At 52.2% G+C, this 17,875-nt stretch carries 12 protein-coding genes and 1 riboswitch; of the genes, 1 reads left to right on the top strand and 11 read right to left on the bottom strand.

All coding sequences use genetic code 11. The features are described from left to right. Positions 1-682: 682 nt before the first annotated feature. The 5 genes from R5L00_RS08890 to R5L00_RS08870 all read right to left on the bottom strand — a co-directional run bounded on the left by R5L00_RS08890 (position 683) and on the right by R5L00_RS08870 (position 7,092). Positions 683-2,134, bottom strand: a complete 1,452-nt coding sequence (locus tag R5L00_RS08890; RefSeq protein WP_317650910.1) for a mannose-1-phosphate guanylyltransferase/mannose-6-phosphate isomerase — start codon at positions 2,132-2,134, stop codon at positions 683-685. A 105-nt stretch (positions 2,135-2,239) separates the two neighbouring features. Continuing rightward, positions 2,240-3,280: a UDP-glucose 4-epimerase GalE gene (gene galE, locus R5L00_RS08885; RefSeq protein WP_317650906.1), complete on the bottom strand. Its 1,041-nt coding sequence runs from the start codon at positions 3,278-3,280 to the stop codon at positions 2,240-2,242. 118 nt (positions 3,281-3,398) lie between these two features. Further along, the gene (gene wecB / locus R5L00_RS08880) at positions 3,399-4,538 is read right to left on the bottom strand and encodes a non-hydrolyzing UDP-N-acetylglucosamine 2-epimerase (protein ID WP_107694168.1); all 1,140 of its coding nucleotides are present in this window, start codon (positions 4,536-4,538) and stop codon (positions 3,399-3,401) included. 230 nt (positions 4,539-4,768) lie between these two features. After that, complete coding sequence (locus tag R5L00_RS08875; RefSeq protein ID WP_317650894.1) at positions 4,769-5,941, bottom strand: glycosyltransferase family 4 protein; 1,173 nt, start codon at positions 5,939-5,941, stop codon at positions 4,769-4,771. After that, entirely contained in the window at positions 5,938-7,092 is a 1,155-nt protein-coding gene (locus R5L00_RS08870) for a glycosyltransferase family 4 protein (protein ID WP_317650887.1), read from the bottom strand. The genes R5L00_RS08875 and R5L00_RS08870 overlap by 4 nt, the downstream gene beginning before the upstream one ends. A gap of 590 nt (positions 7,093-7,682) precedes the next feature. Then, positions 7,683-7,769: riboswitch (cyclic di-GMP riboswitch) on the top strand. Positions 7,770-7,826: 57 nt separating this feature from the next. On the opposite strand from R5L00_RS08870, the gene R5L00_RS08865 reads away from it, so the two are divergent. Next, positions 7,827-11,405 carry a right-handed parallel beta-helix repeat-containing protein gene (locus R5L00_RS08865; RefSeq protein WP_317650883.1) on the top strand — a complete coding sequence of 1,193 codons (3,579 nt, stop codon included), beginning with the start codon at positions 7,827-7,829 and terminating at the stop codon, positions 11,403-11,405. A gap of 82 nt (positions 11,406-11,487) precedes the next feature. On the opposite strand, the gene R5L00_RS08860 is transcribed toward R5L00_RS08865, so the two are convergent. The 6 genes from R5L00_RS08860 to R5L00_RS08835 all read right to left on the bottom strand — a co-directional run bounded on the left by R5L00_RS08860 (position 11,488) and on the right by R5L00_RS08835 (position 17,820). Then, on the bottom strand, positions 11,488-12,243 hold the full coding sequence (locus tag R5L00_RS08860; protein ID WP_107693997.1) for a WecB/TagA/CpsF family glycosyltransferase: 756 nt from the start codon (positions 12,241-12,243) through the stop codon (positions 11,488-11,490). Between the two features lie 180 nt (positions 12,244-12,423). Beyond that, positions 12,424-13,536 (bottom strand): GH39 family glycosyl hydrolase, encoded by a 1,113-nt coding sequence (locus R5L00_RS08855; RefSeq protein ID WP_317650879.1) that lies wholly within the window; start codon positions 13,534-13,536, stop codon positions 12,424-12,426. Positions 13,537-13,568: 32 nt separating this feature from the next. Then, positions 13,569-13,730: a hypothetical protein gene (locus tag R5L00_RS08850; protein ID WP_317650874.1), complete on the bottom strand. Its 162-nt coding sequence runs from the start codon at positions 13,728-13,730 to the stop codon at positions 13,569-13,571. Then, complete coding sequence (locus R5L00_RS08845; protein ID WP_107693995.1) at positions 13,731-14,678, bottom strand: glycosyltransferase; 948 nt, start codon at positions 14,676-14,678, stop codon at positions 13,731-13,733. Between the two features lie 137 nt (positions 14,679-14,815). Continuing rightward, complete coding sequence (locus R5L00_RS08840; RefSeq protein WP_107693994.1) at positions 14,816-16,354, bottom strand: lipopolysaccharide biosynthesis protein; 1,539 nt, start codon at positions 16,352-16,354, stop codon at positions 14,816-14,818. Continuing rightward, positions 16,354-17,820 (bottom strand): hypothetical protein, encoded by a 1,467-nt coding sequence (locus R5L00_RS08835; RefSeq protein ID WP_146164584.1) that lies wholly within the window; start codon positions 17,818-17,820, stop codon positions 16,354-16,356. The genes R5L00_RS08840 and R5L00_RS08835 overlap by 1 nt, the downstream gene beginning before the upstream one ends. Positions 17,821-17,875 lie beyond the last annotated feature (55 nt).

Here is a 17,875-nt window from a genome sequence, read left to right as displayed (position 1 = left end):
CACTTCACTTATTTTACAAGCACTTATAAACACCGAGACTCCAAGTAAAGAACCCCGACGTTCTTACAGCCTACTCTCAATTGCAACAGGGTCAATAGACCGTTCGGCCTAGCAAGGAGCATCCATCCATCAGCTCATCCTCGGGCGCTGCCCGGAACGACGATGGGGCCTCTTCCTACCAGAATGCCGCTTGTACGTGTTGTTCGGCTCGAACAAGTACGCAAGTGACAGTAGTAGCCTTTTTCAATCAGCCTTCATAAACACGGCTGGGAAACCCGAGGCCTCAATGCTCTCACAGACTACTCTCACAAGGAAAACGGTCAATAGACCGTTTGGGCTAGCAGAAACACATCGTCAGCCAAGGCAACGTCCTTTGGAAGAAAGTGTTAAGCGGAACTGCGTTGCCCGATAGACTGGGGACTGGAAGAAGCAATGCGACGGTGTAGCGGTGCGCAGGCGAAGCAGTTCGAACAATACAGGAGGAGAATGGACCGAAGACTTTGAGCTCTACTCTGCTCCAAATTCGGATGCTGGAAAACTGACACGAGCGGCTCTGTCCTCGCAATGCAGTTTGCAGTGAAGTACTGGTCCAACCTTTGACCGAGACTAGTCTGGCGGCCCATTAAACAAGCATGGGATTGAAGGACAACAGAGAGCGGTGGACGGACCCGACGTGCTGCCTCTACGCTAAATTTGACCGCCCATACACATCCTCAAACCGAACTATATCGTCCTCCCCAAGATAGGAGCCCGATTGAACCTCGATCATCTCAAGGGGTACACAACCGGGATTTTCCAAGCGGTGGCGCGTACCCAACGGAATAAAGGTCGATTCGTTTTCGGATACAAGATAACTAGTGTCACCACGAGTGACTTGCGCGGTGCCTCGCACCACAATCCAGTGCTCGGCGCGGTGGTGATGCATTTGCAGCGATAATGCCGCACCCGGCTTGACAACAATGCGTTTTACCTGGAACCGCTCACCGGAATCAACGCTATCGTACCAACCCCAGGGCCGGAAGACCTTACGATGCAACTCCCCCTCGGGCCGACCTTCCCGTTTGAGGCTGTCAACGATTTTCTTAACGTGCTGAGTATTGCTCATATGGGACACGAGAATGGCGTCGGGCGTTTCAACCACTACCATATTGCTAATTCCCACGCATGCCACCAGGCGATGCCCCGCCATGACGAGTGTGTCGCGGCAGTCGTGTAACAGCACATCGCCTTGGGTGACATTGCCCTCATGATCCTTGGGCAGTACCTGCCACAGCGAATCCCAAGCTCCCACATCGGACCATCCCGCCGATAAGGGAATAAACGCGCCCTTAGGCAACCTAATGTCGTTAGTGGTTATGCGCTCCATCACCGCATAGTCGATCGAGTCGCTCGGACACCGCATGAACGCTTCCTTGTCCACGCGTAAAAAGTCCCCATCAGCCGATCCTCTATCCCAAGCCGCACGGCATGCCGACAAAATATCCGGCCGGCAGAACCCAATGGCCGAAAGCCACACAGAGGCTCGCATCATAAACAAGCCGCTGTTCCAAAAATAGGAGCCCTCGTCGAGATAAGCCTGCGCGGTAGGACGATCCGGTTTCTCCACAAATCGTGCAATGTTGCGCGCCTCACCCGCCCCAATCCGCTCGCCCGCCTGGATATAGCCGTAACCTGTCTCGGGCGAATCGGGGGTAATGCCAAAAGTGACGACCACACCTTCCTCTGCCAGTATCATGCCTTGGCGAACCGCCGCCTGAAAAGTTGCGATATCGGAAATTACATGGTCTGCCGGCATCACCAGGAGCACGGGGTCATCTCCGGAACGCACCGCCGCAAGAGCAGCCAGAGTTAGCGCAGGCGCCGTGTTGCGTCCAACCGGTTCAAGCACTATTGAGCCCTTGGTTTCCATCAACCGCAGCTGCTCAGCGATGACAAAACGGTATTCCTCGTTGCAAACTACCAATGGTACTCCGAGTTGCACGTCTGTCATTCCCTCCATGCGCCGCACAGTCGCCTGCAAAAGGGAATCGTTTCCGATCAGGGGTAAGAGCTGTTTTGGATACTTTTCGCGGGAAAGAGGCCAAAGGCGCGTACCCGATCCGCCGGATAGCACCACAGGAATTAACGATTGCATGTGAATTCCATCAATGAGAGCGAGGTGATGTTATGTGCATGGAAATTAAACAGCACTAAGGCTTGAATGAAAACTGGGAGACTGACCTTGATCGCATTTTTTATCTCAGTCTTCATACCCGTTAGGATTTGCACTTTGCCAGCGCCACGCGTCGGCGCACATTTGTTCAAGGCCGCGTTCCGCGCGCCAGCCCAGCAAATCATGCGCAAGTTTAGGGTCCGCGTAGCAAGAAGCAATATCACCAGAGCGGCGCGGAGCAATCCTGTAAGGGACGCGCCTGCCGCTTGCCTTTTCGAAAGCATGCACCATATCCAGGACGCTATAACCCGTACCCGTGCCAAGATTTACAGTGAAACAGCCGGTCGACTGTTGCCCGGTCGAGTCAGTCGTCGCGTCCAGCGCTTGCAAGGCTTTGAGATGGCCCAAGGCCAGATCGACCACATGGATGTAATCGCGCACTCCGGTTCCATCCGGGGTTGGATAATCGTTGCCCCACACGTTTAGGGCATCCCGTCGACCTACCGCCACTTGCGCAACGAATGGCATCAGATTATCGGGTGTACCGAGCGGATCCTCTCCGATCAAGCCGCTGGCATGTGCCCCCACCGGGTTGAAATAACGGAGTATCGCCAACCGCCAGGAAGAGTCGCTTCGGTATAGATCGCGTAAAATCTCCTCCACCATCAATTTGCTTCGTCCATAGGGATTGGTGGCGGAAAGAGGATGGTCCTCAGTCAGGGGGAGCCGCTGTGGATCACCATAAACGGTTGCGGAGGAACTGAAGACCAGTTTTTGCACTCCGCGGTCTCCCATCGCTTCAAGGAGCCGGAGTGTGCCGACCACGTTATTATCATAATAAGTCAGAGGCTGCGTAACAGACTCTCCCACGGCTTTGAGGCCGGCGAAGTGTATAACCGATGTTGCCCTGCTGTCGCGCAGCGCTGTAGACAGCGCAGCGCGATCGCGGCAATCGCCCTTTATCAAGCGGAGCTGTTTGCCGGTAATCCGCTGCACCCGCGCCAGGGCCTCGGGACGACTATTACAAAGGTTGTCGAAAACGACAACTTCAAAACCCGCGTTCAGCAATTCGACGCAGGTATGCGAACCGATGTAGCCCGCTCCGCCCGTCACGAGAATAGTGGTCATACGCTATGAAGATCTCAGGGATACCAATTTGAGCATAGAGGCGAATTAAGTTCCACCCCAATAGTTATTCTCGATTTCATCGATCACATCTCATCTTTTTTAAAACGCGCCCAAGGATTCAATGCTGGGCTTCGTCAACGCCCAGTTCCCTCGCTAGAATCCCCACAATCCGCTCGGCTGCTTTTCCGTCCCACAGATGCGGGCGACGTCCTTGCTTGCCTTCGCCGCGCAGCACCTTGCGCACCTCGGCAACGATACGGGCCGGATCAGTACCCGCCAGCACATTGGAACCTTCATCTATCGTCACCGGGCGCTCTGTGTTCTGACGAACAGTAATACATGGTACCCCGAGCGCGGTGGTTTCTTCCTGCAGACCGCCGCTGTCGGTTAACACGACAGCGGCATCCTTCCATAGATTGAGAAACGCCATGTAGGCCTGCGGCCCCACCAGGGTGATGTTCGGCCCGAGATCGATTCCAAATTTTTCAAGATTTCCTCGCGTACGCGGGTGTACCGGAAATATCAACGGTAACTCAGCCGAAATCTCCTTCAATCCTTCGCATATCTTCGTCATCGTATACGCCGTATCCACGTTGCTGGGGCGATGCAAGGTAACTACTCCATAACGCCCGCCATCCGCCATGGTGGCGATTTTGAAACCGGATGTGTCAAACGCGGCAGTATCTTCCTGCTCCAACTTCTTTGCCTGATACAGTAAATTATCCACCATCACGTGCCCCACATGGTGAATCGCGACGTCTCGCTTGCCCTCGCGTTTCAGGTGCGCAACCCCACTCGGTTCTGTAACAAAAAATAAATCAGAGATGCTATCGGTAACCAAACGATTAATCTCTTCAGGCATGGTCATGTCGCCGCTACGCAACCCGGCTTCGACGTGTGCCACTGTAAGATTTGCCTTTTTCGCAACAATTGCGCACGCTAACGTAGAATTCACATCCCCCACCACAACCACAGCATCGGGCCGATCGCGCTGGCACAACTCCTCGAAAGCAACCATGATTTTGGCGGTCTGCTGAGAATGGCTACCGCCGCCGGCGCCCATAAAGGTATCCGGCGCGGGAATGCCCAATTCCTCAAAAAATACATCATTCATTTCGCGGTCGTAATGTTGACCCGTGTGAATGATACTGTAGGTAAAGCCGCCATGGGCGTGCAGCGCCCGTACGATGGGGGCGATTTTCATGAAATTCGGCCGGGCTCCCGCGATCAGATATATTTTTGCCTGTTTCAATCTCATGTCTTTAAAGTTGCAAATATCTCTAATACCAAAAATACCCGCCACTGACCTGCTTAGCTCTCCATCACAGGCTTAAAAGGCCCATTCGAGATTAGAGCGAGATCGAATATTAGTTGAGATAACCTCCTACTACCCATCCTGAAGCGGATACTGTTCCCAAATTAAATCCAGTCACTTGCAGTGCTTGAGAAGATTGACCTTTAAAGGATGTACGGAAATTATCAGACGGACTATTCATGCGCTGCTTTTTTTACCTCATCAATCGCATCACGATAAATGGTGACAAGCCGCTCATAATTACGACTGGCAGTATAGCGCGCTTCGTAGCAAAGGCGAGCCCTCCGACCCATTGCGATCATCTGTTCCGGGTGTGCCAGCGCCCACATTATCTTATCAGCCAGGTCGACCGGGTTCCCGGGCTCGAATAACAAGCCGGTCTCGCCATTCTCTACAAGTTCGGCAAATGGCTCGATACGACTTGCAATAACCGGGGTTCCAGTGGCAAAAGCCTCCAGAATAACCAAGCCAAAGGTCTCAGACATGCTCGGCACTACTAGTACCGCGGCACAGCTCATCTCGTGGTGCACATCTGACGGCGACAGATGACCTAAAAGTCTAATACCTTCCACTCTTCGTAATTCTGAAGCTTCGGGGCCCTCACCAGCGACACGCAAATCGACTTCTGACAGTAAAGCTGCTGCGCTAGCTAACGTTTTCACCCCTTTTTCTACCGACAAGCGCCCAACGAACAGTAGTCCTTGGCGGGGCATGGGGAGTGGCGGTGGAAAATTTACAAAATTTGGTTTCACTATGACGCGATCTTCCGGTAATCCACCTTCGATGAACTTCTTACGGCAGAATTCGTTTAGCACAATGTAACGCGTTACCTTGGTGCGGTACGTACCCAATCCGCGATGCAGTGCCAGCATTCCTGTCGTCATCGCAGAGGCCGCCCGCGAGCCTCGGAAGCATGCGTGTGCCACTCCGCGCCATGGTAAGCGGCCCAAACAGTCCTCACATGCACTCCCTTCGCGCAGAAACACTGCATTTAGGCAGATAAGTCGAAAGTTGTGTAGGGTCTGCACGATCGGCACTTTGGCTCGGGCGGCGGCCCAGTAAAGAGAAGGCGAAATCAGGGGAAAGGTGTTGTGTGCATGGATGACATCGGGACGGAACTGTACAATCAGTCCAGCTAGATCGCGTGTTGTCCGCGTTGACCAGAGCACTTGCCGCGCAAGCGATATTGACGGGATGTCGGTAATTTCGTCGTTGGTGCGAGAGTAAACCTCCACTATATGGCCATGTGAACGCAATAGCGGGACTTCAGACTCAACAACGGCGTCTTCTCCTCCCCGATGCTTGTAGGCATTATGGACGATGAGTATGCGTTCCTTCATTCTCATCGTCCTCTCAGAGTGGGTAATTCCAGGCAGCGCAAAACACCATCTGCAAACTTGCGTGCCATATTCCCTACCGTATATTTTTGAGCGCTCGTTTTGCAGCCGATCGTCAGCAATTCGATCGCCGACTCATCCGCCAGAAGCTTGGACACGGCCTCTACGTAATCATCCAAGGAGGTCGTCGTCATCAATCCGTTTTCGCCATTAGTCAAATAGGCTATTTCCGGACCGTGCCCCCTACAACTTGTTGTTATCATTGGAACACCTGCAACAAAGGAGTCAAGGATATTTAAGCCAACGACGCCGGGATTGATCATTACTTTTGCTAACGCCAGCACATCTGCTTTGGCTTGTCCCTTGCGCACCCCAAGATACTTTGCCCACGTATGCTTCGCACAAAATTGGTCGACTAAATGTTTTTCCGATCCTGAGCCTACTATCAAAAACTCGAAATCCGGCATGCGATGATGAATTCTAGCTACTGCGTCCAGCATAAATTGGATTCGTTTTTCCGCGTAAAACGAACCGATATATATACCAACATTTTCGCTTTTCAATCCCAACTCTTCCCGCAGCTGCCTCAATGCTTCCTGCTTCACCCCTCCGACCATATTCGAAAGCTCGACGGTATCAATAGCGTTGTCCAACACCGTGATGCGCTCCCGCGGAAAGCCGCTCTGCTCGATTAATGGCACGCTAATGTTCGTATAACCGAACCACCAGTCCGCTCTTTTCGTGGCAACACGTTTATATCTCTCCCGAAGACTATTTGCGTCAGCTTGAAGATTACCCCCGTGGCCCCAGAGGGCGAGGCGTTGGCGTTTATAAAGATATTGGGCAATCAAGTTATAGATAAGCTTGTTTTCTGAGCTGAGCACGGCAATGTCAACTTCTGCCAGTTTGTGTCCGAAAGGCTGCCAACAGATTCTCTCACCAAAAAAATAGCGCGTTTCGAGGCCTTCTCCCCAAGACAATGTTCCCGAATCGTCTTTACCACCTTCACTCGGTGCAGGCTGTCCATAAACAAGCTTTAATTCACAGTCTCTTTCGCGGAGTTCTTTACGAAGTGCTTCAAAAAAAGCAACCCGATAATGCGTCAAGCGGCGCTGAACAATTAATGCGCGGTAGCGAGTACGCTCATTCATGATTGACATATGTGCTTATCACGTTGGTGAGCCCCTTTATGGGAGCGAGAAAGGGGGAATCAGATCGGAAAACAGAGACAGGTCGGGCGGAAAGCGTGGTGTTGAGCTTACCGGAGAGTGGTGAGACTTTGAAGGATGCATACCTTTTTGATATTAGATTGCCCGGCACCACTAGGTGAGATTTTTATAACGCTATCCCGCAAAAACTACATCAGCGTTAGAGTATTTGCTTGACGCAATCCAATACCGTCCGCCACTACGGTGGCGAACGGACCGCTTCGGCGAGGCCTCGGTAAGGCTGCCGATGTGCCGATGCGCTCTTTTAATTGGAAGTTACTAGCACATTGTATTCGAAAATTGGCTAGCACCATAAGTCATGCTTCTCTAAGAAAGTATCTCTGTCGCCATCTCATTAAACTTGCTGATACCAGCTGATGAGATTGCGGGCTTAAAAAAGCGAAATATGGCGAACGAGCCCCTCAGAAAAAAATAGGCGAGAATTCCCTCTTTTCTAAGCTACAAACATTTAAAAATTATGTATAGTTCTGGTAGAGTTAACTTTTCATAATTTATACCGTAAGAGATGTAACGTATTTTTAGTCTGTAAAGGGCAAACCCCGCGAAAGCGGGGGACGCAAAGTCATCGGTCTACCGGGCGTAAGCCCCATGACGGCAGGACTGCCAGATAACGCGACTCGTTTCACTGCTTCTTGCAGTAACCGGGTATTTGTCGACAAAACTAGATGGGTTGGATTGCGGTTCCGTTTTCCCATCTGGTTTCGTTCGATGCCTGCGTCATCACGCAGTTCGGCCTCGCTCTAGAGGAGGAACTGAACGTGAAAACCAACAAGCAGCCGCCAAAATCTGTCTCAGGGCAGCATTTTTTCTGGCTGTTCATCGCTCGCCAATTTGCAGTTATTCGTTCCCGGCTCATAAGTCGCCGTCGAGGGACGGACTTTGCTCGCCTTTACTGTTTTGAAAAAGCTTGGGCATTTGCTCCCAAGTTTTTCAAAAGCAGGGAACGGCATGAGGCCATGTCGAACTTCCACACCAAACGCAATGCCGTGTCCGGCGTTTGCATCGACACGAGGACGACCTCGTCACCGATCGTGTGCCAGCGCTATGAGGACAAAAAAATGATCGCATCTACCCCTGAAAGACACTTTTATATACCGCGAACGAAAAAAATCATTATGAACATTATCAAGAAACTCATTGTTATCTTTATTCTTGCTACTACCCATCAGTATGCTCATGCGACAACTTATTATATCGACTCCGAGCTCGGCAACGATATGTGGTCCGGGAAAATGAGGGCCAAGACAGCAGGTAATGATGGTCCTTGGCAAAGTCTTAATCGTCTGACGGCTGCGACGCTTTCCCCAGGGGACGTCGTGGAGCTCCAGTGCGGGAGCAAATGGATACAGACACTTCGACTCAAAAGCTCCGGGACACCCGAGCTACCGATTACTATTCGTTCAGCATCCTCTGCCTGCAGTACGCCACCGTCTATTGAGGGCAGTCAGCGTATCGACGCACACGGATGGGCTCGCGAAGGTGATGCTATTTTCAACTCTTCCTGGCCGGTTCAAAAGTTTCAAAATGGAACTCTTGCGGCGGGCGTGGAGGGCTGGACGTCGTGGTCGGCCTCATCAGACCAGAAACTTGTGTACGAGAATAACTGCCCTGACTCTCCGGCTGGTTGTGCGGCTTTTACAACCAGTATGAAGCCCGGCAGCATTGCTATCAGCAACAACTTTCTCGTTGAGGCGGGGGTTTCCTATAACGGCGCAATCACACTAAGGATTCCGAAAGGAATCAAAGTTGCCGTATTGGTCAGGCGAGGCAGCGCACCTTATGAACCCATTTCTGCTGTGTACTGGATAACTGGAAACGGTTCGTGGCAAAAATCCAGCTTTGCCTTTACCACTCGGTCTACGATATCCAATGCGCGACTCGATATTGAGGTCCAGTCCGAGGGGGTAAAGCTTCACTTCAAAGATACTAGTCTCAAGGCCGCTTTTATGCCTCCCCTGGGTGCATGGATCGGCGATCTGCCCTTGCTGCCAGCATATCACCCCAATCGGGGGCATGACACTGAACGCCCGGATTCTGTTTACGCTGTCGCGGCGTCAGATGCGAATGCCGTGCGCACTCCTTACGGCGGCGCCGGAAGCACCTATCTTGAAATCGATTCTGACCTGAAGTTACCACAGGGAGTCATGCCGAGGCCAGGGAATCGGCTGCGCATACGCTCCGCACCGTGGCGAATCGATGAGGTAACCATTACCAGCATTTCAGGTAACCGGCTTAACTTCACGCCAGCGACAAGCTATCCAATTCGGAAAGGACACGGATACTTTCTTCTTGATGCAACCGGGACCTTGGATTCCCCCGGCGAATGGCTCTACGATGCCAATAAAACGTCCGTCTCTATCTGGACCCCGGAAGGAAACGATCCCGCCGGGCAAATTCGCCTGAGCGTGCTTGAAAAAGGCATCGATCTATCCAATCGTTCCAACATTATCCTCCAAGGAATAAACTTGCGGCGCACCGGTCTCGGGATTGACCTGACCAATGCGAAGAACATCACGATAAAGTCGGTTGGCATAACGGACACGGTGGGGCAGGGCATATTCACCCATAATTCCAGCCAAGTTAACATTACCACGAACCGGATATTGCGTACCGGCGGAGATGCGATATCCTCGTTTACTTCCAAAGCTCTCCGTGTGACAGGAAACGACATCAGCGAAAGCGCGGTCACAATTATTGGCGACCGCGTCTGGAGCCTCCCCGCGCCGACTCAGGCAACTGTGCAGGCCGGTTCAGCCGCCACGATAACGGATAATCGTATCAGCCGGTCAGGGGGAAATGGTATCTGGACACTTGCAGATGGCAATATCGAAAAAAACGCGGTTTTACATAGTTGCCTGCTGCTCAACGATTGTGGCGGTATTTACGTCAACGTAGGATCCCCCAACACAAGAATTGCTTCGAATCTGGTTGAACAGGTCTATGGCAATGCTGACGGGGTTATTGATACTCGGATACACTCCGTCGGCATCTATCTGGATGATCTCTCCACTAACATGAAAATTGAGAGTAACAGTGTCGCATGGGCGGAGTTTGGCATACAGGTACACAACTCATACAAAAATAATGTCAGCAGTAATATGCTTTTTGGAAATCGTCAGTTCCAGATTTTAATGCAGGAACAAACGAAGCGTTTGCGCGCAAACGGTGATATATATGGGAACAGTATCGACGATAATACGCTGATCCCTACGACGCCGGTTATTGGCTTGATGAAACAAAGCAGCATAGGGGAGACAGGCGACTTCGGGACCTTTGAACGCAATCATTATTCTGCGCTTCTCTCCAGTCGTGTCATTGGTCAAAGTGACTCAAACGAGCCTTACACAGAGTTGCGTTTTGAAGAGTGGCAGGCCACGTCGGCTATCGCAAATATGGCGCGCGATGCCAGTGGGAAAGTTCATAATCCCGTCGGCTATGCAGCTACTAAAATCACCGGCGTCAACATCGTGCCCAACGGTAACCTGGTCGCTGGAAATGCTGGTTGGTCGACGTGGAATCAGACAGCTCCACTCGGAAAACTCAGCTTTCAAAACTGCGACTTGGTTGGTCCTTGTTTATACCGCTCTGAAGGAGCCTCAGACGGACTTCTCTCATCCCCAAATTTTTCCATAAAGGGGAACGTCTGGTACCGCGTAACCTTTGATATCAGAACTGATGAAGTCGGACAACCCTTCGAAGTTCTAATCAGGCGCGATGGCTGGGGCACCAACCTCGGATATGAAACACTTATGGGTAAACCTCAATCCTTTACCGGCAACCGCGGATGGAAACGATACAGCTTCACCTTTAAAACTACTAAATCTATTACGGCAGGGGACCCCATGACGGGCGAACGGGGTGCGCGCGTGGATTTTCAAAAAATTCCCGCAGGAAAATCACTATATATCGCAAACCTCGAAATTGTTCCGATCGCGGCGCTGGAATCAGCGCTGAGCCTCCGGCGCATTAGCAACCCAGGCAGGAATGCAGATGACATCTCGTGCCCCGATGAGGTTAGCGCACCGGAGGCATGCGCGAATTACGTGAGGTTCTCGGATCAGCAGCCCGTTTCCTGGCCTGTTAATCTACCTCCACTTGGCACCGAGATCTTTTTCACGCGAGACCCATCCCTTGTTGATAGCGATGCAGATGGGGTTGCTGATATCCAGGACAAATGCTCCCAAACATCCGCAGGTGAGATTACAGATGCTGCGGGCTGCGCGCTGGGACAATCACCAGGATGAGCACAACTTAATAAGGGGCGGCGCCTGTTATGGCGCCGCTCGATTCGCAAATTGCATGATAAAAAGGGGAAACCACGGCGGCTTAACGGCGGCGAAAAAGCAACTGGCGAGTTGCCAGGAAAATAAAAAGAGTATTCGTCACGAAATAACGTTTCCACAGGCGACGTGGCTCGCTGAGCAAACGGTAGAGCCATTCCAGGCCACTTCGTTGCATCCATGATGGCGCACGTGGGGTGGTTCCCGCATGATAGTCAAAAGCGGCGCCCACGCCAATCATCACAGCGTTAATACGACCCCGATGTGCCGCCATCCATTTTTCCTGTTTCGGACAACCAAGGCTCACCCATACGGTGCCCGCGCCCGATGCGTTGATACGGGTCACATCAGCTTCATCTTCTTCCTCTGTCAGCGCACGAAATGGTGGAGACCAGCTTCCAGCAACACGCAAGCCGGGAAAAGTCTTCGCGAGTCGATGCTCCAGGATTTGAAGAGTCTCGGGGGTACTGCCGTAAAGATAAATTGATTCACCCCGGGTTGCCGCTTCGGCGCAATATCGCCACATTAAATCGGGACCGTTAATCCGTCTTTGCAGGGGAACACCGAAACGCCGCAACATCCATGCGACGGGCTCGCCATCTGGGGTCGCCATATCTGCGTCATTCACCACCTGCCCGAAAATAGGATCGTACCTGGTGGTTACAACTGAGTGAACGTTACAAATGCATACGTAACGGCTTTCGTTAGCCTGCGCCCATCCGTTGATCCGCACGATCGCTGATTCCCACTCCAACACGTCAATGGGCGTTCCCAGGACGAGAATTGTGCGTCGGTTTTCCATCAACGAAGTCGACCGCAGAAACGTTGGCTATGCAAATGCTGGCAGAGCTTCGGCGCGCGCTTGCCCGGTTTTTCCCGGAATCCGCTCTTTGGATAATTCTCTCCAGGCAAGCGACTTACGGAATAAAGGGCGTTGTCGAATATTATCTGACGGTTACTCTTATCTCGAATAACGTGCCTTCTACTTAGCAGACCAGGATACTTCATCTTTCACGCCGTCTTTTTTAACAAAAGTGCAAATCCAATTATTCTGATTCTGGGAGCAGCGCACCTGTGATGCGCCGAGCAGGCGATCATATGCGTGGCGCCACTGCTGGACAATAGGCTTGGGACTTCCAGAGTGAGGATCGATGAAGCCAAGAGCGGATTTATTATCCCATGCGTACCAATAAAAACGATCAACCCCTTCAGCTTTGGACAATGCGAATGCTTTGAGCACAAAGTTCGTGTCGTCCGCTGTGATCTTCTTGTAACCCCTTACCATTGGATGATCCGAGGAACCATCTTTACTATCGAATCGCCAACCCGTTTCCGTATTCCACAGCGGCTTTTCGCTTACGCCGTTCTTATTCATCACACGACGCACGTCACGAATGATGGGAACCATTGCCTCGGGTCCCGATTGGGTCACGTAAAAATGATGAGCTACCACATCAATACACTTTTTCCCTCCAGAGGCAAGAAAGCGGTCGAGGTGTTCAATATGATCCTTCGTCCCGGTGGATGCCGCCGGCGACACAACTTTATTCGACTTATCGATGGATTTCAATATCTTGAAGGCTTCACAAGTCAGGTCGACAAGTTTATCCATGCTTCCGGTGAAATGTGGCCTGAGGTTCGGTTCGTTCCAGATTTCATAGTTTCGGATGCGTCCTTTATATCGCTCCCCCACTGCCCTGACATAACGGCGCCAATCGTCCATCGTGGCAGGTTCACTGGCATTGCCGGGACTATAGGCGCTGGCTTCGCTCGGGCGAGCAGCGGCCCATCCCGGCGTGTTAGCCAAAGGCAGTAAAATATCGACGCCCCGCATTTCGGCCATCGCAATATACTTATCAAGCCGAGAGAAATTCCATTTCCCCCGGGATGGTTCAAGTTCGGCCCAGGTTACGTTCGCATCCCAAAGCCTCCAACTCCCAAATGGAACTTCCGGCCATGCCGTGCCCCGATCTGCTCGGTGAATATGGAGACCAAAAAATTCTTTTGCGATTGCATCTGATTGGGCGCTTACGCTTGCGCTGGATAAACATGAAATTACAACTGTGAATAGTCCCATTGCGATAACCGGCTTCATCGTTTAGCCCCCCTGTTAGTTAGGCCTTTGATCTAAACAAATTGCAACTGTCGGGAATTAGCTGCGTCGATCTTGAGCGGCCAGTGCTGGCAATTCTGCTCGCCGACGATATTCCCCTTTAATAGTAGACCGAATACGCGCTCGTTGAGGCAGAATGAGTTATCCGGCTCGACCGTATCTCTCGTTCGACGCACTCAATAACCTCTCCAGGTAAATTTGGTCAGCGCTACCACCCTGCCCAGGCCGCCCATCGCGCGCCACCACAGTCTCACTGCACGATGGAGACCGAAAGGAGTTGCGGCAATGCCAGCAAGGCCACAAATAATAAATACGCCTCCTCCCATCAATGCTCTGACAGCCTTTACGGCTACGGATGACGGATGGGCCCGCCAGTAATTCACCGACCCACGAAGCCGCCGTTCCAACATCCATTTCGGCTGCTGTCGTTCGAATGGAACTACTTCATACGCTACTGCTTCGTCACACCATTGAAATTTCGCTCCCCGATCCTGCATCCGGGCAAAAAAATCGTAATCCTCGCCGCCGGTATTTGCCAACCTCGTGTCGAAAGGCGGGGCAAGAAGCTGGAACCAGCTTGCTTTTACAAGAGCATTGCCAGTCCTCGCCTCCCGGGCATCGATGGCCGTCCCGGTCACGTGCCGCGGACGATCATAAAGCCCGCTGCGTCTGGCCCAGGATTGGGAACCTTCGGGAAAAGCGGGTACCACCGGACCAAAAACAGCGTCTGCATCCTCTAGCAACCGAGTTTTCCAAAGTAAGTCGAGCCAATCCTTCGTAGCGGTTTCGTCATCATCGATCCATGCGACAAAATCTCCGGTAGCAAGCGATGCTGCGGTGTTGCGCGCAAACGAAATCCCTTTTTTCGGCTCCACTGTATAGCGGATGCTGAAAGCAGGATGCTGCTGTTTCGCCCTGTCGATAATATCGGACGCACTGCCGTTAGGATCGTTATCCACAACGATTATTTCGAAAAGCCCGCGGAAGCTTTGTTGTGCAAGACTATTTAAAAGCAGTGCCAGCAAGTGAGGTCGCTGGTAGGTACATACACAGACGCTTATTGCGGGAGGTCCAATGCGATCAGCTGGCTGGTGGGTGAATGATTGCGAAATACCATGATGCATTTTTATTCAACTTTCACTCTTGAAGTTGGACCGGACCTTAAAAGCACGTTAAGTTCAACCCTGCCTCGGGTCGATAAGAGACAAGATAAGGTTTGAATCAAAGGCGGTAGCCATACAATCAAACCGTTGGTTTACTGCTACCAAATGAATATGTTACGTCTAAGCAACCGGTTCAGTCTGGCCCGCTCGTCTCCATTAAAAGGCTTGAGGAAATATGACACGAGCAGATAAAGGCCGCAGCCCAGCGCGGCGTAAAGGAGCAGCTTCAGTAATCCGTGCATTGGCAATGCGTTCTGCATACTCATTTGTTGTATCACAAGGAATGACAACAAAGCTGAGGCGGAGAGCTTAATGAATCCTGGCATATCGGGCCGATATGCCGTGGTTCGAACCAACGCGCCGATAAGTACCGTGTTGAAAATGAGCTGGCCGACTAACATGGCGACGATCGGTCCCCAGAGGCCCAGGCCCGACTCGACGAGCACATAGGCCAGCGGCAGCGATAAAACTCCCAGTGCGCTTCCCCAGAGGCAGAGCGAACTCATGTTGTTGGCGACCGCCACTGTTTCAACAATGTGCCGCTGACTAAAGGGAATGAGGGTTAACAGCAGCCCTGCCAAGTAATATCCACCGCTGACAAACTTGCCACCACTTAGTAGACTCAACAGTTCATCGTTTACCAACCCGACGAATACCAGGACGGGCATCAGCGCGAACAGACTCAGTTTGCCCGCAAGATTAGCGTTTCGGGTCAACTCGCCAGGTCCGCCTTCGCCCACGTAAGAGGCGATTAATTTTGGCCGAATCAGGCTGAATAGCAGTGAAGCGGGCAAATAATTGGCAATCTGCGTATATAGGCTGCGTAAGAAGCCGAATAATGCGGTAGCCTCTATACCGATATAACGTTGAATCAGAAACACGAAAGCCTGCGGGCTATAGGTCATCGTAACGAGATGATTGAAATACATATAGAACGCGATACGCCACCTTTCACGCCAAATGTCCGGCTGCCAGTCGTTCTTACCCGGCAAGTCGCGGTGTGCGTGCAGGTATCGGGTCAATGCGCGGATCGCCACGAAGATGCCGAATAGCGATGCCGCTATTTCGATCAGTACCACAGCGTGCAAGTACACTGGACCCTGGAGTACCGTTATACTTATAAGAAGTAGCATGACCAAGTTGCGGGCGACTAAACTGATTTGCGCAGATCCCTGCTGTAGCAAGGGGCCGAGAATGTGGTCTCTTATATTCCGGCCCGTGCCCTCCATGATCACCACCAAAAGGTATAACCTTGCGGCAGCGGTATGTTGCATAAGTTCGAGAGATTCCAGTGCCCATGGCATCACCGCAAAGAGCAACAGAGATCCCGCTACCAAAAAGGCGACGAGGCGGCCAACTAGCTGCCACACGAATTGGCTCAGTTTGTTACCGCTGGCATATAGCCGAAACTCAGGCAGGTACCGTGCCGCCACCCAAGGCAGACCTAGGGAGGTAATGGCGAGCATAAGTTCCATTGCGCTCACGAACGCAACGTAAGCGCCATATTCCTCGGTCGAGAGCAACCGCACCAGCCAGAGCAAGAGAATTACAGTAAGCAGAGCGGAAACCGCCTTTCCGGCAAGGAAGTGCGTAGCGCTGCGCGACAGCGCTGCCCTGGAATATGGCGAGACACCCATCAGCGGCTTTTGTCGGGGAGAACACCATGCGTACGATGTAACCGCGCGAGATAACCGAGCAAGACGACAAACACGATCTGAAAACTCAGATTTTCGAGCAGCGATGAACGAAAGAAAAGATAAACGGCGAATAGCGCCAGCGCTGCCTGAATCGCTGCAACATCGGCCCGCATCGTCGGGTCCGCGAGTTTCTGCTGCAACCCGACCGCGGTTCTCCAGGCCGAGACAAAAATAGCAACGAACAGACCAACTCCGAAAATACCCACGTCCCAAAGCAGGCTCGAAGCGGTCGTCAACCCGATTCCGTGATTTGGGTATCGCATCGCCACGTGTCCACCAGCCTGATTATGCGCACTGCCCAGGCCGTTTCCGAGCACAAATGAAATTGGATCATGCGTACCCTGTTGCTTGGCCCAAAAGGTTATTACTGTGGTTCGATTAAGGTGATACTGGCCATAGCCCTTGTCATAAATATTGTAGTCGAGGTAATCCTGAATCTGGTCGTCCAGGTGTCTTTCCGACAAACTCACGTAAAATAAACCTGCAGCTGCGGTAAGCAGCACACCAACAACAAGACCAGCCAGCCCATAAAGAGGGCGGGCGATCATTTCGCGACGGTAGAGAACCAAAAACATTATTGGAAGCAGAACCACTACAGCCTTCGTCTCCCCCAAAAACAGCGGCGTTAGTACCAGCAGCGCGAGCAGCGTTATGCGACGGGGGGGCAGCGTCTTCTCCATTTGCTGTGCGAGCAGGAATGCCAGCACGATGATAAGGAAAGTGGCCATTTCCCCGCTGGCGCCACCACCGTAACGCATTGCACCGAAGGTACCTGCAACAACATCGAGTGGCACAATATTACGTAATCCCTCCCGCAGGGGGACGAGAGCGATGAGTTCGTAAAGCGCAGCGGGCAACTGCAGCAGCGCAACGATCAGAAGAAATACGCGCCACCGCCGGACGTCCCGTTCAATGAAGGGAAACCAGCACAAGGCGAACAGGAGGCCCCACATCTGAAAATAGCGCTTGAAGCCACCGGAAAACTCCCCTATGGAGTACCACTGGATAAAAGACACGAGGACTGAATAAACGAGAAAACATAGAGCGAGCCAGACGAAGGCCGGAGTATTACGTCGGGCGCCCGGCGACGTGATGGCCGTAAAGAATGCCACCATCATGAGGAAAAAACACAGAATCGAGACGCCCCAGGAAGCTTTTGTAACGATTCCTTCCTCGCTAAAAAGAGGAAGGAGGCCAGTCACAAGCAAACCAAGCGACAACACCAGCCAGACAATCCACGCTGGCCGTGCAATCAAAAATACCCCTACGAACAGGGCAACGGCAACACTGATAAGAGTCGGGTTGGCCGTAACCGAAACCAGGCCAAAGAAGATGGCTAATACCCCGGCTGCCAGCACGACAGCAACAGGTCCACTCCGTCCTGCTGGGCTGAAAGATGAGTTCATTTTACGTATTGGACCGATAGCGCAGATGCATAGTTATCTTACCAATCCGATCCGA

Origin of the sequence: Nitrosospira sp. Is2 (assembly GCF_033095785.1) — a bacterium.
Taxonomy (GTDB): domain Bacteria; phylum Pseudomonadota; class Gammaproteobacteria; order Burkholderiales; family Nitrosomonadaceae; genus Nitrosospira.
Note: the sequence above shows the minus strand (reverse complement) of the source record. Positions and strands in the feature narration are given on the sequence as shown.